25 protein-coding genes are annotated in these 24,079 nt (G+C 61.1%); 9 read left to right on the plus strand and 16 right to left on the minus strand.

The genetic code is table 11. The features are described from left to right. Positions 1–414: 414 nt before the first annotated feature. Positions 415–1,614, minus strand: a complete 1,200-nt coding sequence (tyrS, locus tag ACP7E3_RS00005) for a tyrosine--tRNA ligase (protein ID WP_017847777.1) — start codon at positions 1,612–1,614, stop codon at positions 415–417. A gap of 209 nt (positions 1,615–1,823) precedes the next feature. Here tyrS and ACP7E3_RS00010 point away from each other — a divergent pair, with 209 nt between their 5' ends. Both ACP7E3_RS00010 and ACP7E3_RS00015 read left to right on the plus strand, forming a co-directional pair. Next, entirely contained in the window at positions 1,824–3,242 is a 1,419-nt protein-coding gene (locus ACP7E3_RS00010; protein WP_108524974.1) for a peptidoglycan DD-metalloendopeptidase family protein, read from the plus strand. A 3-nt stretch (positions 3,243–3,245) separates the two neighbouring features. Next, positions 3,246–4,337, plus strand: a complete 1,092-nt coding sequence (locus tag ACP7E3_RS00015; protein WP_026140132.1) for an anhydro-N-acetylmuramic acid kinase — start codon at positions 3,246–3,248, stop codon at positions 4,335–4,337. A gap of 78 nt (positions 4,338–4,415) precedes the next feature. On the opposite strand, the gene erpA is transcribed toward ACP7E3_RS00015, so the two are convergent. Continuing rightward, positions 4,416–4,766: an iron-sulfur cluster insertion protein ErpA gene (erpA, locus tag ACP7E3_RS00020; protein WP_007906865.1), complete on the minus strand. Its 351-nt coding sequence runs from the start codon at positions 4,764–4,766 to the stop codon at positions 4,416–4,418. A gap of 165 nt (positions 4,767–4,931) precedes the next feature. Then, the gene (gene argC / locus ACP7E3_RS00025) at positions 4,932–5,966 is read right to left on the minus strand and encodes an N-acetyl-gamma-glutamyl-phosphate reductase (protein WP_017847781.1); all 1,035 of its coding nucleotides are present in this window, start codon (positions 5,964–5,966) and stop codon (positions 4,932–4,934) included. A 136-nt stretch (positions 5,967–6,102) separates the two neighbouring features. Between argC and hemJ the strand changes: the two genes are divergently transcribed. From hemJ to coq7, 6 genes are all read left to right on the plus strand, one after another. Continuing rightward, positions 6,103–6,531 carry a protoporphyrinogen oxidase HemJ gene (hemJ, locus tag ACP7E3_RS00030; RefSeq protein ID WP_017847782.1) on the plus strand — a complete coding sequence of 143 codons (429 nt, stop codon included), beginning with the start codon at positions 6,103–6,105 and terminating at the stop codon, positions 6,529–6,531. A gap of 24 nt (positions 6,532–6,555) precedes the next feature. Continuing rightward, the gene (locus ACP7E3_RS00035; RefSeq protein WP_017847783.1) at positions 6,556–7,518 is read left to right on the plus strand and encodes an NAD(P)H-dependent flavin oxidoreductase; all 963 of its coding nucleotides are present in this window, start codon (positions 6,556–6,558) and stop codon (positions 7,516–7,518) included. 69 nt (positions 7,519–7,587) lie between these two features. After that, on the plus strand, positions 7,588–8,538 hold the full coding sequence (locus tag ACP7E3_RS00040; RefSeq protein ID WP_017847784.1) for a DUF805 domain-containing protein: 951 nt from the start codon (positions 7,588–7,590) through the stop codon (positions 8,536–8,538). 63 nt (positions 8,539–8,601) lie between these two features. Then, positions 8,602–9,390 carry an SDR family NAD(P)-dependent oxidoreductase gene (locus ACP7E3_RS00045; RefSeq protein ID WP_426122089.1) on the plus strand — a complete coding sequence of 263 codons (789 nt, stop codon included), beginning with the start codon at positions 8,602–8,604 and terminating at the stop codon, positions 9,388–9,390. Positions 9,391–9,436: 46 nt separating this feature from the next. Beyond that, positions 9,437–9,775, plus strand: a complete 339-nt coding sequence (locus ACP7E3_RS00050; protein WP_017847786.1) for a histidine triad nucleotide-binding protein — start codon at positions 9,437–9,439, stop codon at positions 9,773–9,775. Between the two features lie 118 nt (positions 9,776–9,893). Next, entirely contained in the window at positions 9,894–10,541 is a 648-nt protein-coding gene (gene coq7, locus ACP7E3_RS00055; RefSeq protein ID WP_017847787.1) for a 2-polyprenyl-3-methyl-6-methoxy-1,4-benzoquinone monooxygenase, read from the plus strand. 57 nt (positions 10,542–10,598) lie between these two features. Here the strand turns inward: coq7 and ACP7E3_RS00060 are convergent, their stop codons facing one another. Then, entirely contained in the window at positions 10,599–11,021 is a 423-nt protein-coding gene (locus ACP7E3_RS00060) for an OsmC family protein (RefSeq protein WP_005792019.1), read from the minus strand. A gap of 248 nt (positions 11,022–11,269) precedes the next feature. Between ACP7E3_RS00060 and crp the strand changes: the two genes are divergently transcribed. Beyond that, complete coding sequence (gene crp / locus ACP7E3_RS00065) at positions 11,270–11,914, plus strand: cAMP-activated global transcriptional regulator CRP (RefSeq protein WP_017847788.1); 645 nt, start codon at positions 11,270–11,272, stop codon at positions 11,912–11,914. On the opposite strand, the gene ACP7E3_RS00070 is transcribed toward crp, so the two are convergent. The 12 genes from ACP7E3_RS00070 to ACP7E3_RS00125 all read right to left on the minus strand — a co-directional run bounded on the left by ACP7E3_RS00070 (position 11,911) and on the right by ACP7E3_RS00125 (position 24,061). After that, positions 11,911–12,606, minus strand: a complete 696-nt coding sequence (locus ACP7E3_RS00070) for a lipoate--protein ligase family protein (RefSeq protein ID WP_128192554.1) — start codon at positions 12,604–12,606, stop codon at positions 11,911–11,913. The genes crp and ACP7E3_RS00070 overlap by 4 nt on opposite strands. A gap of 182 nt (positions 12,607–12,788) precedes the next feature. Next, positions 12,789–13,625 (minus strand): indole-3-glycerol phosphate synthase TrpC, encoded by an 837-nt coding sequence (trpC, locus tag ACP7E3_RS00075; RefSeq protein WP_426122090.1) that lies wholly within the window; start codon positions 13,623–13,625, stop codon positions 12,789–12,791. Then, complete coding sequence (trpD, locus tag ACP7E3_RS00080; protein WP_017847791.1) at positions 13,622–14,671, minus strand: anthranilate phosphoribosyltransferase; 1,050 nt, start codon at positions 14,669–14,671, stop codon at positions 13,622–13,624. The genes trpC and trpD overlap by 4 nt, the downstream gene beginning before the upstream one ends. 9 nt (positions 14,672–14,680) lie before the next feature. Continuing rightward, on the minus strand, positions 14,681–15,274 hold the full coding sequence (locus ACP7E3_RS00085) for an aminodeoxychorismate/anthranilate synthase component II (protein WP_017847792.1): 594 nt from the start codon (positions 15,272–15,274) through the stop codon (positions 14,681–14,683). A gap of 20 nt (positions 15,275–15,294) precedes the next feature. Continuing rightward, positions 15,295–16,776 carry an anthranilate synthase component I gene (gene trpE, locus ACP7E3_RS00090; protein WP_017847793.1) on the minus strand — a complete coding sequence of 494 codons (1,482 nt, stop codon included), beginning with the start codon at positions 16,774–16,776 and terminating at the stop codon, positions 15,295–15,297. 69 nt (positions 16,777–16,845) lie between these two features. After that, entirely contained in the window at positions 16,846–17,664 is an 819-nt protein-coding gene (locus tag ACP7E3_RS00095; protein WP_046381869.1) for a phosphoglycolate phosphatase, read from the minus strand. Next, positions 17,661–18,335 carry a ribulose-phosphate 3-epimerase gene (gene rpe, locus ACP7E3_RS00100; protein WP_046381868.1) on the minus strand — a complete coding sequence of 225 codons (675 nt, stop codon included), beginning with the start codon at positions 18,333–18,335 and terminating at the stop codon, positions 17,661–17,663. The genes ACP7E3_RS00095 and rpe overlap by 4 nt, the downstream gene beginning before the upstream one ends. Before the next feature lie 84 nt (positions 18,336–18,419). Further along, positions 18,420–19,568, minus strand: a complete 1,149-nt coding sequence (locus ACP7E3_RS00105) for an iron-containing alcohol dehydrogenase (RefSeq protein ID WP_426122091.1) — start codon at positions 19,566–19,568, stop codon at positions 18,420–18,422. A 123-nt stretch (positions 19,569–19,691) separates the two neighbouring features. Next, positions 19,692–20,516 (minus strand): ABC transporter permease, encoded by an 825-nt coding sequence (locus tag ACP7E3_RS00110; protein ID WP_017847797.1) that lies wholly within the window; start codon positions 20,514–20,516, stop codon positions 19,692–19,694. A gap of 12 nt (positions 20,517–20,528) precedes the next feature. Then, positions 20,529–21,776, minus strand: a complete 1,248-nt coding sequence (locus tag ACP7E3_RS00115; protein ID WP_046381866.1) for an ABC transporter permease — start codon at positions 21,774–21,776, stop codon at positions 20,529–20,531. Positions 21,777–21,863: 87 nt separating this feature from the next. Next, positions 21,864–22,904 carry an ABC transporter substrate-binding protein gene (locus ACP7E3_RS00120; RefSeq protein WP_057005388.1) on the minus strand — a complete coding sequence of 347 codons (1,041 nt, stop codon included), beginning with the start codon at positions 22,902–22,904 and terminating at the stop codon, positions 21,864–21,866. Between the two features lie 44 nt (positions 22,905–22,948). After that, entirely contained in the window at positions 22,949–24,061 is a 1,113-nt protein-coding gene (locus ACP7E3_RS00125; RefSeq protein ID WP_046381864.1) for an ABC transporter ATP-binding protein, read from the minus strand. Positions 24,062–24,079: the final 18 nt, after the last annotated feature.

The raw sequence follows: 24,079 nt of genomic DNA on the forward strand, positions 1-24,079 counted from the left end.
GCTTGATTCAGTTGTTAAAGAGCGGTTGGTTAAGATCTTTCGTCTCAACCGAGGCGCGCATTCTACAGCAGCCTCATTTGCTGTCAAGTGATTATTTTAAGAAGTTTTCAAAGTTTCCTCTGTAACTTCAACCACTTGCGCTTCCGATCTCTCGTTAGCGGGAGGCGAATTCTACAGCGTTACACGCTGCTGTCAACACCTCTTTTTCTCCGCTTTCGACCGAGAAGATCGAAACGTTAATAGAGCCAAACAACACTGCTCTACCAACTCCTTCCAGGCTTCGATGAACTGAAGCAGGTCGCTGTCGAATCTTGCGTAACTCTTTGTTTACCAAGGAGTTTTCCGCTTCAACTGCGCCGGAAGTGGGGCGAATTATAGACAGATATAAATCGCCGTCAACAGTTAATTTCAGACTTATTCGGATTTGAGCGTAATACGCGCAAATGCCTTCTTCCCAGCCTGGCAAACATGGGTCGCACCCAGCGCGTATATAAAGGTGCGATCAACCACTTCACCATCGATACGCACACCACCGGAACCCAAGAGGTCACGCGCGACCGCCGAGTTCTTCACCAGGCCTGCCTTATTAAGGACGGCCGCGATCGGCATTGCCTCGGCAGCAGTCAGCTCGATCTCCGGCAGATCATCCGGCAGCTCACCATCCTTCATCCGGTTGCCCGCCGCACGGTGAGCACTGGCCGCAGCCTCCTCGCCATGGAAACGCGCAACAATCTCTTCAGCCAGCTTGATCTTCACGTCGCGAGGATTGGCACCCGCCTCGACATCCGCACGCAGCGCATTGATCTCATCCATCGAGCGGAAGCTCAACAGCTCGAAGTAACGCCACATCAGCGCATCCGGAATCGAAACCAGCTTGCCGTACATCACGCCCGGCGCTTCCTGGATACCGACATAGTTGCCCAGGGACTTGGACATCTTCTTGACGCCGTCCAACCCCTCCAGCAACGGCATGGTCAGAATGCACTGAGCCTCTTGCCCATACGCACGCTGCAGCTCACGCCCCATCAGAAGGTTGAACTTCTGATCGGTGCCACCCAACTCAACGTCAGCGCGCAACGCCACCGAGTCATAGCCCTGGACCAGCGGGTACAGGAACTCATGAATCGCGATCGGCTGGTTGGTCGAATAGCGCTTGTCGAAGTCATCGCGCTCAAGCATGCGCGCCACGGTGTACTGGGATGTCAGACGAATGAAGTCCGCCGGCCCCATCTTGTCCATCCAGGTGGAGTTGAACGCCACCTCGGTCTTGGCCGGATCGAGAATCTTGAACACCTGGGTCTTGTAGGTCTCGGCATTCTCGAGAACCTGCTCACGGGTCAGCGGCGGACGCGTGGCGCTCTTGCCGCTTGGATCACCGATCATTCCGGTGAAATCCCCTATAAGGAAGATCACCTGATGCCCCAGGTCCTGGAACTGGCGCAGCTTATTGATAAGCACGGTATGGCCCAGGTGCAGATCCGGCGCAGTCGGATCAAAGCCGGCCTTGATACGCAGGGGCTGGCCACGCTTGAGCTTTTCGATCAGCTCCGCCTCGACCAACAGTTCTTCCGCACCACGTTTTATCAGCGCTAGCTGCTCTTCAACCGACTTCATAACAGACCCGCAAGGCTCAGATTCAAAAGGGAACCAACCATACAAGATCAGGGACTAATTACAAGTTTTGCCCTGCGCACGGACACCGTTCGACAAGCCCGGCGTTCGCGAGCTTGCGTCACAGATGATTTGGTTATATTTTATACAGTTATTTCATCTTCATCATGTCAGTCATCTTTTCCATTTCATCTTCAAAGTCAAAATTACCTATGACCACAGAACCGTCTAAAGCGCCGCCGCTTTACCCAAAGACCCACCTGCTCGCTGCAAGTGGTATCGCCGCCCTTCTGAGCCTGGCACTCCTGGTATTCCCTTCCAGTGACGTAGAAGCCAAACGAACATCCCTGAGCCTTGACCTGGAAAGTCCCACAGAACAACTGACACAAGATCAAGACGCTTCCGACGCGCAACAAGCCACAAATGCACCCGTCGATTCGCCGTTTGCCCAGATCGAAAGCGCCCCGGACGAAACCGACAAAACCGCCCAGCAGCAGGCTGCACCTGCCGTAGCGCAGGCCAAGAGCCCTCAGCATCGCGAGGTGCTCGTCGGCAAGGGCGACACGCTTTCCACCCTGTTCGAGAAGGTCGGCCTACCTGCCACTACGGTTAATGAGGTCTTGGCCAGCGATAAACAAGCCAAGCAATTCACCCAGCTCAAACGCGGTCAAAAACTCGAATTCGAACTGACCCCAGATGGCCAGCTGAACAACCTGCACAGCAACCTCAGCGACCTGGAAAGCATCACCCTGACCAAGGGTGCCAAGGGTTTCGCGTTCAATCGCATCACCACCAAGCCAGTGATGCGCTCCGCCTACGTACATGGCGTCATCAACAGCTCGCTGTCGCAATCGGCCGCTCGTGCCGGCTTGTCCCACAGCATGACCATGGACATGGCCAGCGTGTTTGGCTACGACATCGACTTCGCCCAGGACATCCGCCAGGGTGACGAATTCGACGTGATCTACGAGCAGAAGGTCGCCAACGGCAAAGTGGTCGGCACCGGCAATATCCTCTCCGCGCGCTTTACCAACCGCGGCAAGACCTACACCGCCGTGCGCTACACCAACAAACAAGGCAACAGCAGTTACTACACCGCTGATGGCAACAGCATGCGCAAGGCCTTTATCCGCACACCTGTGGATTTCGCCCGCATCAGCTCGCGCTTCTCCATGGGACGCAAGCACCCCATCCTGAACAAAATCCGCGCCCACAAAGGCGTCGACTATGCAGCGCCGCGCGGCACGCCCATCAAGGCCGCAGGTGACGGCAAGGTACTGTTGGCCGGACGTCGCGGCGGTTACGGCAACACCGTGATCATCCAGCACGGCAACACCTACCGCACGCTGTATGGCCACATGCAAGGCTTCGCCAAGGGCGTACAGACCGGCGGCAACGTGAAGCAGGGCCAGGTGATCGGCTATATCGGCACGACCGGCTTGTCCACCGGCCCACACTTGCACTATGAATTTCAGGTCAATGGCGTACACGTCGACCCGCTGGGCCAGAAACTGCCGATGGCCGACCCGATCGCCAAGGCCGAACGCGCGCGTTTCATGCAACAAAGCCAACCGCTGATGGCACGCATGGATCAGGAGCGCTCCACCCTGCTGGCTTCGGCGAAGCGCTAAGGTATGCCGCTCTATATAGGCGTGATGTCAGGGACCAGCCTCGATGGCCTGGATATCGCCCTGATCGAACAAGAGGCGGCGATCAAGCTGATCGCCACTCACTACATCCCCATGCCAGACAGCTTGCGCGCGGAGCTGCTTGGCCTGTGCGCCAGCGGCCCGGATGAGATCGCCCGCTCGGCAATGGCCCAGCAGCACTGGGTGACACTCGCCGCCCAGGGCATCCATGCCCTGCTCGACCAGCACAACCTCAAGCCCCAGGACATTCGCGCGATCGGCAGCCATGGGCAGACTATCCGCCATGAACCGGCACGCGGCTTCACCGTACAGATCGGCAACCCTGCCTTGCTCACCGAATTGACCGGCATCACCGTGGTCAGCGACTTCCGCAGCCGCGACGTTGCTGCAGGTGGTCAGGGTGCGCCATTGGTACCGGCCTTTCATGAAGCACTGTTTGACGAACGCAGCGGGAATCGTGCGGTTTTGAACGTCGGAGGTTTCAGCAACCTCAGCTTGATCGAGACCGGAAAACCCGTAGCCGGCTTCGACTGCGGCCCGGGCAATGTCTTGCTGGATGCCTGGATTCATCAACAGCGCGGCGAACACTTTGATCGCGAGGGTCAATGGGCCGCCAGCGGCAAAGTCGAACCTCAGTTGCTCAACGCGCTGCTCAGTGACCCTTTTTTCTTGACCAAAGGCCCGAAAAGCACCGGGCGCGAAGTGTTCAACCTGGGATGGCTGCAACAACACCTGGCGCGCCTACCCGCCTTCGCCCCCCAGGACATCCAGGCCACGCTGCTGGAACTGACGGCCCTGACCATCGTCGAGGCCCTGCAAACCGCCCAACCCCAGACAAACACCCTGCTTGTCTGCGGCGGCGGCGCGCATAACCGCACGCTGATGAAGCGCCTGGCCACGCTATTGCCATCGACCCAGGTCAGCAGCACCGCTACCTGCGGCGTAGACCCCGATTGGGTCGAAGCCATGGCCTTCGCCTGGCTGGCCCATTGCTGCCTCGAAGGCATCGCCGCCAACCGCCCCAGCGTCACTGGCGCACGCGGGCTACGGGTGCTGGGCGCGATCTACCCCGCCTGACTGCCCGCCAGAACCCGCAGACAGCAAAACGCCGCTTGGCCGATCAAAGCCAAGCGGCGTTTTTGTATCCGTTACCGATCAGATCGAGAACGAAGACCCGCAACCACACGTAGTCGTGGCATTAGGGTTCTTGATCACGAAACGCGAACCCTCCAGACCTTCCTGGTAATCCACCTCGGCGCCTGCCAGGTATTGGAAACTCATGGGGTCCACAACCAGGCTCACGCCCTCGCGCTCGACGATGGTGTCGTCATCGGCCACTTCTTCATCGAAGGTAAAACCGTACTGAAACCCTGAACAACCGCCGCCCGTAACAAATACGCGCAGCTTCAAGCGATCATTACCCTCTTCATCGACCAGGCTCTTCACCTTGTGCGCAGCACCGTGGGTGAATTGCAAAGCCGTGGGGGTGAAGGACTCAACGCTCATGCTGATAATCTCCCGGCGTACCGCCGCCATATGCGTAATGGTCGGTATTATCCGCTTCTCCTAGAAAAGCGGTCAACTATTGTTACGGTATATCAATCTGCGCAGCCGCCATTAAAAACACAAAAGGCCCGATCGACGGGCCTTCTGCTTGGCGACATGACAGCCTTACGGCAGCATGCCTGCGTGGGACAAGCCCAGCTTCTCATCCAGGCCGAACAGGATGTTCATGTTCTGCACCGCCTGGCCCGAAGCGCCCTTGACCAGATTGTCGATCACCGACAGCACCACCACCAGATCACCGTCCTGCGGCCGATGCACGGCAATCCGGCACACGTTGGCGCCGCGCACACTGCGGGTTTCCGGATGGCTGCCGGCCGGCATCACATCGACGAACGGCTCGTTGGCGTAACGCTTTTCAAACAGCGCCTGCAAATCCACCGAGCGATCCACCACCGTTGCATACAGTGTCGAGTGAATGCCACGGATCATCGGAGTCAGGTGCGGCACGAAGGTCAGCCCCACATCCTTACCGGCGGCGCGACGCAGCCCCTGGCGGATTTCCGGCAGATGACGATGCCCTTTTACCGCGTAGGCCTTCATGCTTTCCGACGTCTCGGAGTACAGCGACCCCACCGCCGCCCCACGCCCGGCGCCGCTGACGCCCGACTTGCAGTCGGCAATCAAGCGCGAAACGTCGGCCAGCCCGGCTTCGAGCAATGGCAGGAAGCCCAACTGCGTCGCGGTCGGATAGCAACCCGGCACGGCGATCAGGCGCGCTTGCTTGATCTGCTCACGATTGACTTCCGGCAGGCCGTACACCGCCTCTTCCAACAGCTGCGGCGCGCCGTGTGGCTGGCCGTACCATTTGGCCCACTCGTCGGCATCCTGCAGGCGGAAGTCCGCCGACAGATCGATGACCTTGGTGCCCGCGGCCAGCAACTCGCCGGCCAGCGCATGGGCCACGCCGTGGGGGGTGGCAAAGAACACCACGTCACAGGCACCGAGGGTCTTGATGTCCGGCACGCTGAACGCCAGGCCGTCGTAATGGCCTCGCAGGTTCGGGTACATATCGGCCACAGCCAGGCCGGCCTCGGATCGGGAAGTGATGACCACCACCTCAGCTTGCGGATGCTGAGCCAACAGACGCAGCAATTCGACACCGGTGTAACCCGTGCCGCCGACGATACCGACCTTGACCATAAACCTGCCCTCAAAGAACCCACTGGAAAGCCGTCGATAATAGGGGCCGCATTGTCCTGCGACAACCGCCAAGGTGACGTAAGGACGCATGAGCCACTACTATCTTCAGTTACCGTGAACCTGGGAATAACTAAAAATGCTTTATCTATGGGTCAAAGCCTTCCATATCGTCAGCATCGTGTGCTGGTTTGCCGGGCTGTTCTACCTGCCGCGCCTGTTCGTCTACCACGCCCAAAGCGAAGACACCGTCAGCAAGGAACGCTTCAGCGTCATGGAGCGCAAGCTGTATCGCGGCATCATGGGCCCGTCGATGCTTGCCACGCTGGTCTTCGGCATCTGGATGATCGCCCTCAACCCCGGCCTCTTCCATATGGGCGCCTGGCTCCACGTCAAGCTGACCCTGGTCGTTCTGCTGATCGGTTACCACCACATGTGCGGCGCACAGGTAAAACGCTTCGCCCGTGGCGAAAACACCCGCAGCCATGTCTTTTATCGCTGGTTCAATGAATTCCCGGTTCTGATATTGCTGGCTATCGTAATTCTGGTCGTGGTCAAACCGTTCTAACGTCAATGCCTCGGGGTACCTCCAATGTCGCTGCCCGCTTTGCTTGAACAACGTCTGCGCCTGCCCGTCGTGGCCGCGCCGATGTTCCTGATTTCCAATCCGCAACTGGTTCTGGCGTGCTGCCGCAATGGCGTGGTCGGAAGTTTCCCGGCACTGAACCAGCGCGAAAGCAGTGGCTTCAAGGCCTGGCTGGAGGAAATCGAAGCGGGCCTGGCGCAGTTGAGCAACCCTGCGCCCTACGCCGTCAACCTCATCGTCCACCACAGCAACCCACGGTTGGAGGCAGACCTGGCGATCTGCGTCGAGCACAAGGTGCCGATCGTCATCACCAGCCTCGGCGCGGTGAAGGCGTTGGTCGATGCGGTACACAGCTACGGCGGCCTGGTCTTCCATGACGTCACCACTCGACGTCACGCCGAGAAAGCCGCCGAAGCCGGGGTGGACGGCCTGATCGCCGTGGCCGCCGGCGCCGGTGGCCATGCCGGCACCTGGAGCCCGTTCGCGTTGATCGCCGAGATTCGCCAGTTCTTCGACAAAACCCTGCTGCTGGCCGGCTGCCTCAACCACGGGCACGAGATCCTGGCCGCCCAGTTGCTGGGCGCGGACCTGGCGTATCTGGGCACGCGGTTTATCGCCACCGCCGAAAGCCACGCGCCGGATGCGTATAAAGAGATGCTGCTCACATCAGGCGCCGTCGACATCGTGCACACTGCCGCAGTCTCCGGCGTGCCCGCGAGCTTCATGCGCCAGAGCCTGGCAAACGCCGGTTTCGACCTGGCCGCCCTGCAAGGCAAAGGCGAAGTCAATTTCGGCGCCAAGCTCAAGCCGTTGAACGACGAGGCCAAGGCCTGGAAGACCGTATGGTCTGCCGGTCAGGGCGTCGGTGAGATCGATGATTTGCCCGGCGTCGATGAACTCGTTGCGCGCCTGGATGCCGAATACCGCGAAGCCCGCGAGAAGGCGGCACAGTTGCGCTGGCCGCGCTGATACACTTGCCGGACCCGCTCATTGAAGCGGGCCTGCCCCCCTCCCCTGTAACATGACAAGGATGCCCGCATGAGCGACAACCGTTTCAAGATTGTGTTTGATGGAGCCCTGCTCCCGGGTGTCGAAAGCACCACCGCTAAACTGAATCTCGCCGAATTGTTCAAAAGCAACGTTGAGGCCATCGAGAAGCTCTTTACCGGTCGCCCCGTCGCCCTCAAGCGCGACCTCGCGCGCCCCGATGCCGAAACCTACCTCACCGCGCTGAAGAACGCCGGGATCGACGCGCGTATCGAAGCCGAACAGCCCGTGGCCTTCAGCCTTGACGAAACCCACGAGACCGAGCCCTCTGCCCGCCCTGCCGCCTCCCCGTATGCACCACCGCGTGCCGCAGTGGGTGACGATTTGCCGGAGTACGCCGAGCTCAAGATCTTCACGATCCATGGCCGCATCGGTCGCCTGCGCTACCTGGCCTGGACGCTGGTACTCACCGTCGCGATGCTCGTCGCCTCGGGCATCCTCGCCACTGCCGGCTTCGCCGTGGCGACCGCTTCGCCGACGGCGGGCATCATCCTGGGCTCGCTGCTGGGTTTCGCGCTGTTCGTGGCGATTGTCTGGGTCAGCGTGCAAATCGGCGTGCAGCGTCTGCACGACCTGGGCTGGTCCGGCTGGCTGTACCTGCTGAACCTGGTGCCGCTGGTGAACAGCATTTTCCCGCTGCTGCTGCTGGTGTTGCCAGGTAACACCGGCGCCAACCAGTACGGTGCGCCGCCACCGCGCAACTCCACGGCAGTGAAAGTCCTGGCCTCCCTGTGGCTGGCATTTATTCCGTTGATGCTCATCATCTTGATGGCCTTGGGGATGAACGGCTACCTGGACCAACTCGAAAGCAACGTGGACAGCAGCTACGAAAGCAGCTCCATCACCTCCGATGAAGACGCCGATCAAAGCGTGATCGTCAATGAAGAAGACGTGCAAAGTGCTGACGACGCGGCCGAACCTGTAGACTCTCCAGAACAGTGAAAAAACGCCCGCCGCCTGTGATGCCTCTGTCACAGGTCCGGCGGCGTTGCGATGGAGAAAGGCATGACCCGTTACGCTCTGATCACCGGTGCCTCCAGCGGCATCGGCCTGGCCTTGGCCGAAGCACTGGCCCGGCGCGGCCGCAGCTTGATTCTGGTGGCCCGCCAGCGTGATCAGTTGGAAAGCATTGCAATCGAATTGACGCAACGCTTCGGCGTCGAGGTGCTGTTCCGCGCCTGCGACCTGGGTGAGCCGCTGCGTTTGTCCGGGTTCCTGTTGGAGCTTGAGGAAGGCGAGCGGCAGATCGACTTGCTGGTCAACTGCGCTGGCATGGGCACCAGCGGGCCGTTCCTGGCCCAGGACTGGATGACCGAGCAGGACCTGATCGAAGTCAACATCCTCGCCCTGACCCGTATGTGTCACGCCCTCGGCAATGCCATGGCCCTGCATGGCGGCGGGCAGATCCTCAACGTCGCCTCGATCGCCGCATTCCAGCCCGGCCCGTGGATGAGCAGTTACTACGCCAGCAAAGCCTATGTATTGCACTTCTCCGAAGGTCTGCGCGAAGAATTGAAAACCTGCGGCATCAAGGTCTCGGTGCTGTGCCCCGGCCCGACGCGCACGGCCTTCTTTGGCACGGCGCAAATGGACACCGCCAAGCTCGAGCGCAGCGCGCACTTGATGAGCCCGGAAGAAGTGGCGCTCTACACCGTGCGCGCCCTGGAAAAAAACCAAGCCATCATCATCCCCGGCCGCCGCAATCGCTGGCTCACCTTCAGTCCGCGCTTGAGCCCACGCTGGCTGACCCGCAAGCTCGCCGGCGCGATCAACAAGGCCTATTGCCCGCGCTGAAGGCCTGAGTACACTCACCCTGCACATTCACCATGGAGAAACAGCTTTGGATACTCTGTTCACCAAGATCATCAACAGAGAAATACCCGCGAAGATCATCTATGAAGATGATCAGGTCCTCGCCTTCCACGATATCGCCCCACAAGCGCCGGTACATTTTCTGGTTATCCCGAAAAAACCGATCCGCACCCTGAACGATCTGACCGAAAGCGACAAAACCCTGGCTGGGCACATCCTGTTCACCGCTCAGCGCCTGGCCCTGGAACAGGGCTGCGAGAAGGGCTTTCGTGTGGTGATGAACTGCAATGAAGACGGTGGACAGACCGTTTACCATATCCACATGCATGTGCTGGGTCAGCGCCAGATGAACTGGCCGCCGGGCTGATACGCCTGACACACGGGTCGCCGGCCTCCCGCATGCGACCCCATGCCCTTGACTCAACGCAAACGCTTCGCCCTCTCTTGCGGTAAACTGGCCGCCGAGATTCTTCCCGGAGGTCAGCATGACTACCCAACGTCACTACTCGCCGATTGACCGTCTGTTGTTGCAAGCCGACACGGCCATACGCACGCTGCTGCCATTCAGCGGCCAGCCGTATCGCCCGTCGCCCGCCATCGTGCAGCCCGATGCACAGATGAACGAGACCGACACCCGCCACGTCGCCGGCCTGATGCGTATCAACCATACCGGCGAAGTCTGTGCCCAGGCGCTGTACCAGGGCCAGGCGCTGACCGCCAAGCTGCCGCAAGTGCGCGCAGCCATGGAGCATGCCGCCGAGGAAGAAATCGACCACCTGGCCTGGTGCGAGCAACGCATTCGCCAATTGGGCAGCCATCCCAGCGTGCTGAACCCGCTGTTCTACGGCCTGTCGTTTGGGATTGGCGCCGCAGCCGGCTTGATCAGCGACAAAGTCAGCCTGGGGTTTGTCGCAGCCACGGAACAGCAAGTATGCAAGCACCTGGATGAGCACCTGGAACAGTTACCGACCGAAGACGAAAAGTCCCGGGCGATTCTTGAACAGATGCGTATCGACGAAGAACACCACGCAGAAAGCGCACTGGACGCCGGTGGTTTCCGCTTCCCGGCGCCGGTGAGGTTTGGCATGAGCCTGATGGCCAAGGTCATGACCAAAAGCACCTACCGCATCTAACCTGCAAAAAAGGGCGCTATCAAAGCGCCCTGTCTTTATTGCCGACGAATCCCTGGATCAGCCCAACTCAATGATTTCGTAATCATGGGTAATGGCGACACCGGCCGCGCCCAGCATGATCGATGCCGAGCAATACTTCTCGGCCGACAGCTCGATGGCACGTTTGACCTGGGCTTCTTTCAGCGCCCGGCCCTTGACCACGAAATGCATATGGATCTTGGTGAACACTTTGGGATCTTCAGTCGCACGCTCGGCTTCGAGGAAGGCTTCGCAGCTTTCCACGGCCTGGCGGGACTTTTTCAGAATGCTGACCACGTCGAAATTGCTGCAACCGCCTACACCAAGCAGGAGCATTTCCATCGGGCGTACGCCCAGGTTGCGGCCACCGGCTTCCGGCGGACCGTCCATGACCACGACATGGCCACTGCCCGACTCACCGAGGAACATGGCTTCGCCCGCCCATTGGATGCGTGCCTTCATCGCCCAGACTCCACTGCTAAAAAAGGGTCGCCAGCTTAGCACACGACCCGCGGCCGGCAGCTTTTGCGCGTAAAGCCATCAATCGCCACAGTTACCCGGTAAATTGGCTAATCGAGTCACAATGTGTCTGGTAAGCTGGCGCCAAATGAATGGCGCATTGCCATCCTTTGTACAACGTGTATCAATGCAGATACAGCTGGATAAAAACAATTCCAACCACCCTGTGCAGTCTTTTTCGGGATACAACCATGGTTGCTTTTACTCCCATACCCAAGATCAAGAATCTCGACAGACTGCTGACGCATTGCCAGAGTCGTCGTTACCCGGCCAAGCACAACATCATCTGCGCAGGCGAACGCTCCGAAACACTGTTCTTCATTATCAAGGGCTCGGTCACCATCCTGATCGAGGATGAAGACGGCCGCGAGATGATCATTGCCTACCTCAATACCGGCGATTTCTTCGGCGAACTGGGGTTATTTGAACAAGCCGGCAAAGAACAGGAGCGCAGTGCCTGGGTGCGGACCAAAATCGAGAGCGAAGTGGCCGAGATCAGTTACACGAAGTTTCGTGAACTGACCCAGCACGATCCCGACATCCTCTATGCACTGAGCGGCCAGATTGCCCAGCGCCTGCGGGACACCACGCGCAAAGTCGGCGACCTGGCATTCTTTGATGTCACCGGCCGTGTGGCCCGCTGCCTGTTGGAGCTGTGCAAGCAGCCCGACGCGATGACTCACCCCGATGGCATGCAGATCAAAGTCACGCGTCAGGAGATCGGGCGCATTGTCGGTTGTTCACGGGAGATGGTCGGTCGCGTGCTCAAGGATCTGGAAGAACGCAACCTGGTAGACGTCAAAGGCAAGACGATGGTGGTGTTCGGCACCCGTTAAACCGGCAGGAAGCTGGCCAGCATCTGCCGGTACAACGCATCCAGCCGACTGAGCGCGTCCGGTGCGGGGAAAGCTTCGTGCAGGGCGATATGGCTGTCGGCGCGAACGCGCTGTTCCAGGCCGCAGGCTTGATTGAAGCGATTGACCGCCGCGATCAGTTCTTCGCGATCGTTGTCCAGCAACAAGGCTCCGTGTACCAGCCCCACCGGACGGCCACCACTTTGGCGCCAGCGCTGGGCGGTGCCGACCATTTTGCGGCCATTGAGGTTGACGTTGTAGCGGCCGTCGCAGAACGCGCCGTCGATTTCGCCGACGGAAGCATCGCCGCCCAGTTCGATCAGCAAGTCACAGATCGGCTGGCACAAACGCAGGTAGCCGGTTTCGATGCGCCCCTGGTCGCCTTCGCTGCGCGGCGGTGCGTAGACCAGGGCGATATTGACCGTGGCGTTTGATTGCGGCACCGGCTCGCCGCCGGTTTCGCGTAACAGCACCGGCCAGCCCGCCGCGGCTGACACTTGGCTGGCCACGTCAAACCCCGGCAGTCGGCTCAAGCGCCGCGGCATCACCAATGCCTGATCACTGGGCTGCCAGAACAGCAGGCCAAACGCCTGCTCCCCTGCACAAACAGCCGCCAGCAGGTTTTGCTCGGCAGCAAGCCCGGCTTCGACGCTCATCGACACTGGCTGGATCATCGAACACCTACCTCGCTGAATAAACACAAAACCCAATGTGAATGTGGGAGGGGGCTTGCCCCCGATGGCGGAGTGTCAGTCAGTACATCTATCAACTGATACACCGCCATCGGGGGCAAGTCGAACCGTCGCACCGCCCCTCCCACATGTTGACCGCACTTCAAATACTGACCGCGGTTTGATCAATCCAGGGTCGAACCGCTGACTGCCACACCACGCTCCGGGAAGAACAGGCGTTGCAGTTCGGCGCCCGGGTTCTCGGCGCGCATGAAGGTCTCGCCCACCAGAAACGAATACACGTCGCTGATTTCCATCAGCTCCACGTCGGCGCGGTTAACGATGCCGCTTTCGGTAATCACCAGGCGGTCGCGCGGGATAAGCGGCAGCAGGTCGAGGGTGTTTTCCAGGCTGACTTCGAAGGTGTGCAGGTTGCGGTTGTTGACCCCCACCAGCGGTGTGTCGAGGGTTTTCAGCGCACGTTCCAGCTCATCGCCGTCGTGGACTTCCACCAGCACGTCGAGGCCGACGCTTTTGGCCACGGCCGCCAGCTCGGCCATCTTCACGTCATCCAGCGCGGAGACGATCAGCAGCACACAGTCGGCGCCCAGGGCACGGGCTTCAACGATCTGGTATGGATCGATCATGAAGTCCTTGCGGATCACCGGCAACTTGCACGCGGCGCGGGCCTGTTGCAGGAACAGGTCGGAACCCTGGAAGAAATCGACATCAGTCAGCACGGAGAGGCAAGTCGCCCCGCCTCTCTCATAGCTGACGGCGATGTCGGCCGGTACGAAGTTTTCGCGGATCACGCCTTTGCTTGGCGAGGCCTTCTTGATTTCAGCGATGACAGCCGGCTGCTTGAGCTTGGCCTGGGCGATCAAGGCCTTGGCGAAGCCACGCGGCGCATCGGCGATTTTCGCCTGGCTTTCCAGCTCGGCCAGGCTCACGCGGGCACGGCGTTCCGCGACTTCTTCGGCTTTGCGGGCCAGGATCTTTTCCAGAACGGTCGGCACACTCATCCTTCATTCTCCATCTTGAACACCGCAGTAAAGGCCCCCAGTTCTTCGAGCTTCTCGCGGGCAAGGCCGGTGTGCAATGCATCATGCGCGAGGGCCACGCCTTCGTTAAGACTATAGGCGTGATCGGCGGCATAAAGCGCGGCACCGGCATTGAGCACAATCATTTCGGCGGCTTTCTGGCCGTTTTCGGTCTTGCGACGCCCCAAGGCGTCCTGAATCAGCGCCAGGGAGTCCGCCGGGCTTTCCACTGCCAGGCCGTGCAGGCTCTGGCTCTTCATGCCGAGATCTTCAGGCTCGACCCAATATTCGGTGATCTGATCATTCTTCAGCTCCGCCACAAAGGTCGGCGCCGCCAGGCTGAATTCGTCCAGGCCATCTTTGGAATGCACCACCAGCACATGCTTGCTGCCCAGGCGCTGCAACACTTCGGCCAACGGCCGGCACAACGCCTGGCTGAACACGCCGACCACCTGATGCTTCACACCGGCCGGATTCGTAAGCGGGCCGAGCATGTTGAACAGGGTGCGCAGGCCGAGATCCTTGCGCGGGCCGGCGGCGTGTTTCATCGCGCCGTGGTGGGACTGCGCAAACATGAAGCCGATGCCCACGTTGTCGATGCAGCGCGCCACTTGTACGGGGGTCAGGTTCAGGTAGATCCCGGCCGCTTCGAGCAGATCCGCGCTGCCGCTTTTGCCGGACACCGCTCGGTTGCCGTGTTTGGCCACGGTGCAACCCGCTGCCGCGACCACGAAGGAGGCCGCCGTGGACACGTTGAAAATATTCGCACCGTCGCCGCCGGTGCCGACCACGTCGACCACGCCGTCGAGGGTCTTGAGCTCGACCTTGTCTGCCAGCTCGCGCATCACCGACACGGCGCCGACGATTTCGTCGATGCTCTCGCTCTTCATACGCATCGCCATCATGAACGCGCCGATCTGCGCGTCGGTGCATTGACCGGTCATGATCTCACGCATCACATCGCTCATTTCCGCGGTGCTCAGGTCCAGATGGCCGACGATACGGCTCAGGGCAGTCTTGATATCCATGAAAAGTCCTTAGCGCGTGCCGCCGCTCTGCTTGAGAAAGTTGGCGAACAGCTCGTAGCCCTGCTCGGTCAGGATCGACTCGGGGTGAAACTGCACCCCTTCGATGTTCAGTGTCTTGTGGCGCAAGCCCATGATCTCGTCGACCGAGCCGTCTTCCAGCTGGGTCCAGGCGGTCAATTCCAGGCAGTCGGGCAGGGTTTCGCGCTTGACCACCAGCGAATGGTAGCGCGTCACGGTGACCGGCAGGTTGAGGCCTTCGAACACACCAAGGTTGTTATGGAACACCGGGCTGGTCTTGCCGTGCATCACTTGGCGCGCCCGCACCACCTCACCGCCAAACGCCTGGCCGATGGACTGGTGGCCCAGGCACACGCCGAGGATCGGCAGCTTGCCGGCGAAGTATTTGATCGCCTCCAGGGAGATGCCCGCCTCGGTCGGCGTGCAGGGCCCCGGCGAAACCACAATGCGCTCCGGGTTCAGGGCGGCGATTTCGGCGACGGTCAGTTCGTCGTTGCGCACCACCTTGACCTCGGCACCGAGTTCGCCCAGGTACTGCACAACGTTGTAGGTAAAGGAGTCGTAGTTATCAATCATCAGCAACATGGGGGAAACCTCAAGAATTCTTAGCCCTGGGGGGTCTGTTCAGCCAACGCCACTGCACGGAACATGGCGCGGCGCTTGTTCAGGGTTTCTTCCCATTCGAGGGCCGGCACCGAGTCGGCGACGATCCCGCCACCGGCCTGCACATGCAGTTCCCCGTCCTTGATCACCGCCGTGCGAATCGCAATGGCGGTGTCCATGTTGCCGTTCCAGGCGAAATACCCCACGGCGCCGCCGTAGACACCGCGCTTGACCGGCTCGAGCTCGTCGATGATCTCCATCGCGCGAATCTTCGGCGCGCCCGACAAGGTGCCCGCCGGCAGAATCGCCCGCAGCGCGTCCATCGCGGTCAGGCCGGCCTTCAATTCGCCGGTGACGTTGGAGACGATGTGCATCACGTTGGAGTAGCGCTCGATGACCATCTTCTCCGTCAACTTCACCGAACCGATTTCCGAGACGCGCCCGGTGTCATTGCGGCCCAGGTCGATCAGCATGAGGTGCTCGGCGATTTCCTTGTCGTCGCTGAGCAGCTCTTCTTCGAGCGCCAGGTCCGCTTCCTCGGTCGCGCCACGCGGGCGGGTACCGGCGATCGGGCGCACGGTGATCAGGTTGTCTTCGACGCGCACCAGCACTTCCGGCGAACTGCCGACGACGTGGAAGTCGCCGAAGTTGAAGAAGTACATGTACGGCGTCGGGTTGAAGCAACGCAGCGCGCGGTACAGGTCGATCGGCGCGGCCTTGAAGTCGATGGACATGCGTTGCGACGGCACCACCTGCATGCAGTCGCCGGCGAGGATGTATTCCTTGATGGTATCGACCGCCCGCTCGTAGTCATCCTGGGTAAAGCTGGAGCGGAACACCGGGTCGGCCGCCGGCGGACGGCGCAAATCCAGGCCGCGACGCGGGGTGATCGGCTGGCGCAGTTTTTCCAGCAGGGCTTCGAGGCTGGCCAGGCCTTGCTCGAACGCATCGCTCTGGGAGGGGTCGGCCAGCACGATTGCATGCATCTTGCCGGCGAGGTTGTCGAACACCACCACGGCGTCGGAGACCATCAGCAGAATGTCCGGAACGCCCAATGGATCGGGGTTCGGGCATTTACCCAGGCGTTTTTCCACATAACGCACGCAGTCGTAGCCGAAATACCCGACCAGGCCGCCGTTGAAACGCGGCAGCCCAGGGATGGTCGGCACGTTGTAGCGCGCCTTGAAGGTTTCGACGAAGGCCAGTGGGTCTTCGACGTCATGGCTTTCGATCTCGACGCCGTCATGGGTGATGCTGACGTGATGGTCGTACACGCGCATGACGGTGCGGCACGGCAGGCCGATGATCGAGTAACGGCCCCACTTCTCGCCGCCCTGTACCGATTCAAGCAGGTAGGAGTTTGGCGCGTCGGCCAGCTTCAGGTAGATCGACAGCGGCGTGTCGAAGTCGGCCAGGGTTTCGCAGGCCAGAGGGATACGGTTGTAGCCGGCAGCGGCCAAGCGCAGGAATTCTTCGCGGATCATGAGGTGCCTCGTGGCATGAGGGTCTAACGGTCAGGTGTGCAAACGTGCCGCAGCGCGGCCAGGATTCAGTCAGGCGCGCCAACGCCAGCGGGCCAGGGCCTTGATAACTTTCATCCAGAGTTTGCGAGTGACTACCACGATGGTATTTCCAGAAGGGGATGGATCGGTGTCGGCCAACGTTATCTCAGCGCCCGCTCCCAAGCAACCGGGGATTAGTCGGCGCAGGTCATCAATTACCAGCGCGGGCGACTCTTCGGCGATCGGCCGACCGTGGTTATAGCCGTAACTCAAGGCCACGCACTGCACGCCCGCCGCCTTGGCCGCCAGCACATCGCTGCGCGAATCGCCGACAAACAACGACTGGGACGCCGGGATATTGGCCATTTTCATCACGAAAAACAGCGCCGCCGGGTCGGGTTTCTTCTGCGGCAAGGTATCGCCACCGATGATCCAGCGGAAATAACGACCGATTTTCATCTGGTCCAGCAACGGCGCGACGAAGCGCTCCGGCTTGTTGGTGATCAGGGCCATTTCCACGCCCTGCTTGCTCAGCCATTTGAGGGTGTCGCGCACGCCGGGGTACACCACGGTCAGTTCGTGGTGGTCTTCATAGGCGAGGTTGAACAATTCCAGGGCGTGTTCGGCCTCGACATCATCGACCCCCTCGGCCTCGATGTGGTTGGCCAGCGCCCGGCGTACCAGTACTTGCGCGCCGTTGCCGACCCATTTGCGCACCGACTCGATGCCGACCGGCTTGCGCCCCAGCTTGAGCAGCATCTCGTCCACCGCCGCCGCCAGGTCCGGCACCGAGTCGATCAACGTACCGTCCAGATCGAACATCACCAGCCGTGGCAGTTTGCCGGGGAACAGCCGCTCGAAGCCGCTCATGGACGCGCCAGCGCCAGTTCCGCACGCATCTTGGCGATGACGTCCTGGTAGTTCGGCGCATTGAAGATCGCCGAGCCGGCGACAAAGGTGTCGGCGCCGGCGGCAGCGATTTCGCGGATATTGTTGACGTTGACCCCGCCGTCGATTTCCAGGCGGATCTCACGCCCCGAGGCATCGATCAGCGCACGGGCTTCGCGCAGCTTGTCGAGGGTGCCGGGGATGAACTTCTGCCCGCCGAAACCTGGGTTGACGCTCATCAGCAGCACCATGTCGACTTTGTCCATCACGTACTTGAGCACGTCTAGCGGGGTGGCCGGGTTGAACACCAGGCCCGCCTTGCAGCCGCCTTCGCGGATCAGTTGCAGGGTGCGGTCGACGTGCAGCGAGGCTTCCGGGTGGAAGGTGATGTAAGTCGCGCCCGCTTCAATGAAGTCCCCGACGATGCGGTCTACCGGGCTGACCATCAGGTGCGCGTCGATCGGCGCGGTGACACCGTACTTGCGCAACGCCGCGCAAACCATCGGGCCGATGGTCAGGTTGGGGACGTAGTGGTTGTCCATGACATCGAAGTGGACGAAGTCGGCACCGGCGGCCAACACGTTGTCCACTTCCTCACCCAGACGGGCGAAGTCGGCGGAGAGAATCGATGGAGCGATAACGAAGGGCTGCATGACGCACCTTTTTTGAGCTAAATCACAATGGCGCGCATTGTATACCTCATGCTTTGCCCAGCGCACCGTGACCTAACTCAACGGCTAGTACGCCGCCCGATAGATTTTCTCGATATCGGCGGCGCTGAGTTGGCGCGGATTGTTGCACATCAGGCGCTCGATGCCCGCCGCTTCCACGGCCATGGCCGCGAGGGCGTCTTCGGGGATACCGAAGCTGCGCAGGCCCGATGGGATCTCCACCGCGGCGCACAGTCGCGTCATCGCCTCGACCGCCTGGTCGGCGGCTTCATTGACGCTCAGGCCGGTGACATTCACGCCCATGGCCTGGGCAATGTCCTGCATGCGTTCGACACACGCCAGCTTGTTCCAGTGCATGACATACGGCAGCAACAGCGCATTGCTCACGCCATGGGCGATATTGAAGCGCCCGCCCAGCGGATACGCCAACGCATGCACCGCGCCGACCCCGGCGTTACCGAACGCCATCCCGGCCATCAGGCTGGCGGTGGCCATGTCGTCGCGGGCCTGCAGGTTGGCCGGGTTGGCGTAAGCCTTGGGCAACGCCTTGGCAATCAGCTTGATCGCGCCGATGGCCAAGGCATCGGTGATCGGCGAGGCGTTCAGCGACAGGTAGGACTCAATGGCATGCACCAGCGCATCCACGCCACTGGCGGCGGTGACGCTGCGCGGGCAGGTCAGGGTCATCTGCGGGCTGATGAGCGCGACGTCCGGCAGCAGGAAGTCACTGACGATGCCCTTTTTCAGTTGCGCGGCCTTGTCGGAGAGGATCGCGACGTTGGTCACTTCCGAGCCGGTGCCGGCCGTCGTGGGAATGGCGATCAGCGGCGGGCCCTTGCGCGGCACCTGATCGACACCGAACAGGTCCGCCAGCGCGCCGTGGTATCCGGCATAGGCCGCCACGCTCTTGGCGATATCGATCGCACTGCCGCCGCCCAGGCCGATCAGGCCGTCATGCCCGCCTTCGCGGTAGGCGCGCATGCAGTCTTCGACAATGGCGATTTCCGGGTCGGGCAGCACCCGGTCGAAGATCTCGTAGGAGCGCTCGCCCAAATGCGCCAGCGCCAGCGCCACGGTGCCGGACTTGACCAGCGTGGCATCGGTGACGATCAGCGGGTTGTCGACATCCAGCCGCGTCAACTCTGCGGCCAATTGCTCGATGGCGCCGGCGCCAGTCAACAGTTTGTGGGCGATCTTGAATGAGGAAGTACTCATGTGCGCGGCCTCTTGTCGATTGTGGGCTGGCACAAGAGTAGCTGACGGAGATCGGTTGTCTTCCATTCAACAGCTGAATGGTCACAGAACCGATTGTGGGAGGGGGCTTGCCCCCTCCCACATTTAGACCTGGGCGGTGCGCAACTTCTCGCTACGGCCGCGCAGCCATTCCAGGGTCAGCAGCAGCAACACCGAGAAAGCAATCAGCAAGGTCGCCGCGGCGGCAATCGTCGGGCTGAGGTTTTCGCGGATACCGCTGAACATCTGGCGCGGCAGGGTCGCTTGCTCGGGGCCGGCGAGGAACAGCGTCACCACCACTTCGTCGAACGAGGTGGCAAACGCGAACAGCGCCCCGGAAATCACCCCCGGCGCGATCAGCGGCAAGGTCACCCGGCGAAACGCGGTCAACGGCGATGCCCCCAGGCTGGCCGCTGCCCGCACCAGGTTATGGTTGAAACCCTGCAAGGTCGCGGACACCGTGATGATCACAAACGGCACGCCCAACACGGCGTGGACCACGATCAGCGAGAAGAAACTGTTACCCAGCCCCAGCGGCGCGAAGAACAGGTAACTGGCCACGCCGATGATCACCACCGGCACCACCATCGGCGAAATCACCAGGGCCATCACCAGCGCCTTGCCGGGAAAATGCCCACGGGTCAGGCCGATCGCCGCCAATGTGCCGAACACCATGGCCAGCACGGTGGCCGCCGGGGCGACGATGACGCTGTTCTTCAGCGCCCGCATCCATTCGGCCGAGGCGAAGAAGTCCTGGTACCAGTGCAGCGAGAAGCCTTGCAGCGGGTACACCAGGAAGCTGCCGCTGTTGAACGACAGCGGGATGATCACCAGCACAGGCAGAATCAGGAACAGCAGGATCAAGCCGCAGAGGATCCGCAAGCTGTAGAACCACACCCGCTCCACGGGCGACATATAAGGGCTCAGCATCGCAAGGTCTCCTTAGCTCAGGCGCAGGCGGCTGGCGCCCACCAGCCGGTTGTAGATCAGGTACAGCAGCACGGTGGCCAGCAGCAGCAAGCCGCCCAACGCGGTCGCCATGCCCCAGTTGATGCTGGTGTTGGTGTAGAAGGCCACGAAGTAGCTGACCATCTGGTCGTTCGGGCTGCCCAGCAAGGCCGGGGTGATGTAGTAACCAATCGCCAGGATGAACACCAGCAGGCAGCCTGCGCCCACACCGGCGTAGGTTTGCGGGAAGTACACGCGCCAGAAGCTGGCGAATGGGTGACAGCCCAGGGAAATCGCGGCGCGCATGTAGGTCGGCGAGATGCCTTTCATCACGCTGTAGATCGGCAGAATCATGAACGGCAGCAGGATATGCACCATGGAGATGTAGACCCCGGTGCGGTTGAACACCAGCTCCAGCGGCTTATCGATCAGGCCCATGCCCATCAGCGCGCTGTTGATCAGGCCACCGGACTGCAGCAGCACGATCCACGCCGCCACGCGCACCAGGATCGAGGTCCAGAACGGCAGCAGCACCAGAATCATCAGCAGGTTGCTTTGCCGTGCCGGCAGGTTCGCCAGCAGGTAGGCCAGCGGATAGGCCAACAGCAGGCAGACAAAAGTGATCACCAGACCCATCCAGAAGGTGCGGGCGAAGATGTCCAGGTAGATCGCCTGGTCCGGCGTGGCCGGGGCCACTTCGCCGAGGTCGTCGATACGGTGATCGACGGCCGCCAGCAGATAGTACGGCGTCAGGCTGCTGGTATTGCGCCGGATCGCCTGCCAGTACGCCGGGTCGCCCCAGCGTTCGTCGAGGGTTTCCAACGCTTCTTTATAAGAGGCCGGCGCTTCGGTAAACGGCAGCGCCCGCGCGGTTTTGGTCAGCAGGCTGCGATAGCCGGCCAGTTCCATGTTCAAGCGTTTCGACAGATCGCCGAGGGTCTGGTTCTTGCGCGCTTCGCCAAGGTCTTCGCTGAGCGCCTGGTACACCGGCTCGCCAGGCAAGCCGCGACCGTCCCAGGTCTTCACCGCCACCACCGTGCGCGGCAGGCCGCCCACGACTTCCGGGTTGCCGACACTTTTGTACAACAGCGCAACGATCGGCACCAGGAACACCAGCAGCAAAAACAGCACCAGCGGCGCAATCAAGGCCTGCGCCTTCCAGCGATTAAGCCGCTCGGCACGCGCCAGGCGCTGCTTGAGGGTGGGGCTGTTGACCTCGGTCGAGGGAACGGCGATGGCCATGGCTAACTCCGAAACTTGAAAATGAATGCACTCTGCCAAACGCAGCAGATCCCCTGTGAGAGGGGGCAAGCCCCCTCCCACATGGAGTTACTTGGCAGCCCAGGAATTGAAGCGCTGCTCAAGTTGCTCGCCGTTATCCGCCCAGAAGCTCACATCGATCTGCACCTGGTTGGCGATGTTCTCAGGCGTGGTCGGCATGTCTTTGAGCACGTCCTTGGCCAGCAACGGTACGGCTTGGGTGTTGGCCGGGCCGTAAGCGATGTTTTCCGAGTAGATCTTCTGCTGCTGCGGCTGCACCGAGAAGGCGATGAACTTCTTCGCCGCTTCTGCGCGATCCTTGGCCAGGCCTTTTGGAATAGCCCACGCGTCGAAGTCGTAGATGCCACCGTTCCAGACCACTTTCAGGTTGCTCTCTTTCTGTACGGCAGCGATGCGACCGTTGTAGGCCGAGCTCATCACTACGTCACCCGAGGCGAGGTACTGCGGCGGTTGCGCGCCGGCTTCCCACCACTGGATCGACGGCTTGAGTTCGTCGAGCTTTTTGAACGCACGGTCCTGGCCGTCTTTGCCGGCCAGCACTTTGTACACATCCTTCGGCGCCACGCCGTCAGCCATCAACGCGAATTCGAGGGTGTATTTGGCACCCTTGCGCAGGCCGCGCTTGCCAGGGAATTTCTTGGTGTCCCAGAAGTCCGCCCAACTGGTCGGCGCGCTGCTCAGCTTGTCAGCGTTGTAGGCGAGTACGGTCGACCACACGAAGAAGCCCACGCCGCATGGCTGGATCGCGCCTTTGACGTAGTCAGCGCTGTTGCCGAACAGTTTCGGGTCCAGCGGCTCGAACATGTCTTCGTCGCAACCACGGGACAGTTCCGGCGACTCCACTTCCACCAGGTCCCAGGACACGCTCTTGGTGTCGACCATGGCTTTGATCTTGGCCATCTCACCGTTGTACTCGCCGGCGACGATTTTGCCGTTGCCCGCACTTTCCCACGGTGCATAGAAAGCCTTGACCTGTGCGGCCTTGTTCGCGCCACCAAAGGACACGACCGTCAGATCCGGGCCGGCCATGGCCTGGGTCGCGCCGATCAAGCCGATCGCCAGTGCGGAATACTTAAGGGATCTCAACATTGTTGTTCTCTCCACGTGCAGGGTTGGTGAAGCCATGGGGGCGATTATTTCGCCTCTAGAAGTGGGTCGAGTGCGCGAACGTGCTCGACTTGCCAGCCAATCGGTACCACGTCGCCGACCGCCAGTGCCGGGTCCAGCTCGGCGATCGGTTGTTTCACAAAAAAATCGGTCATGCCGCAGACTTCCAGGCGCACGCGCACGTGGTCGCCCAGGTAGACAAATTCCGCTACTCGCCCAGAGAAGCGGTTCACGCAACGTTCGCTGGAGCCATTGAGGCTGACGCGCTCAGGCCGCACCGACAAGGTCACCGGGCCGCCAACCTGGCCGACGTTCACCGCCAGTGCCTCGACTTTCTCGCCGCGCGCCAGTTCCACCACGCAGCGGTCGCCGGTGTGGCTGTGCAGGCGACCGTTGAGGCGGTTGTTTTCGCCGATGAAGTTGGCGACGAAGGTATTTTTCGGCTCTTCGTACAGGGTACGCGGCGCCGCGATCTGCTGGATCTCGCCCTGATGGAACACGGCCACCCGGTCGGACATGGTCAAGGCTTCGCCCTGGTCGTGGGTCACATACACCACGGTCACGCCGAGGCGTTGGTGCAGGTGCTTGATCTCCATCTGCATGTGTTCGCGCAATTGCTTGTCGAGGGCGCCGAGGGGTTCGTCCATCAGCACCAGCTGCGGTTCGAACACCAGCGCCCGGGCCAACGCCACACGCTGTTGCTGGCCGCCGGAGAGTTGCGCCGGGTAGCGTTGGGCGAAGGCGTCGAGCTGGACCATGCTCAGCACGCGCTTGACCCGCTCGCTGATATCGGTCTTGCTCAACCCTCGCACCGACAGGGGAAACGCCAGGTTCTCGGCCACGGTCATGTGCGGGAACAACGCGTAGTTCTGGAACACCATGCCGATATCGCGCTTGTGCGGCGGCACGTGGTTGATGGCACGCCCGGCCAGCTGGATTTCGCCAGCGGTCGGCGTCTCGAAGCCGGCAAGCATCATCAGGCTGGTGGTCTTACCCGAACCCGATGGCCCTAGCAGGGTGAGGAACTCGCCCTTGCGAATCTCCAGGTTGAGGTCCTTGACGATCAGGTTCTCGCCGTCGTAGCTCTTCTGCACGCCACGAAAGCTGACCAGCACATCATTTGAATCCGCCTCGCTCATACCCGCACCTTTGTATTT

It is taken from the genome of Pseudomonas sp. PSPC2-3 (assembly GCF_049898265.1).
In the GTDB taxonomy this organism is placed as follows: Bacteria; Pseudomonadota; Gammaproteobacteria; order Pseudomonadales; family Pseudomonadaceae; genus Aquipseudomonas; species Aquipseudomonas veronii.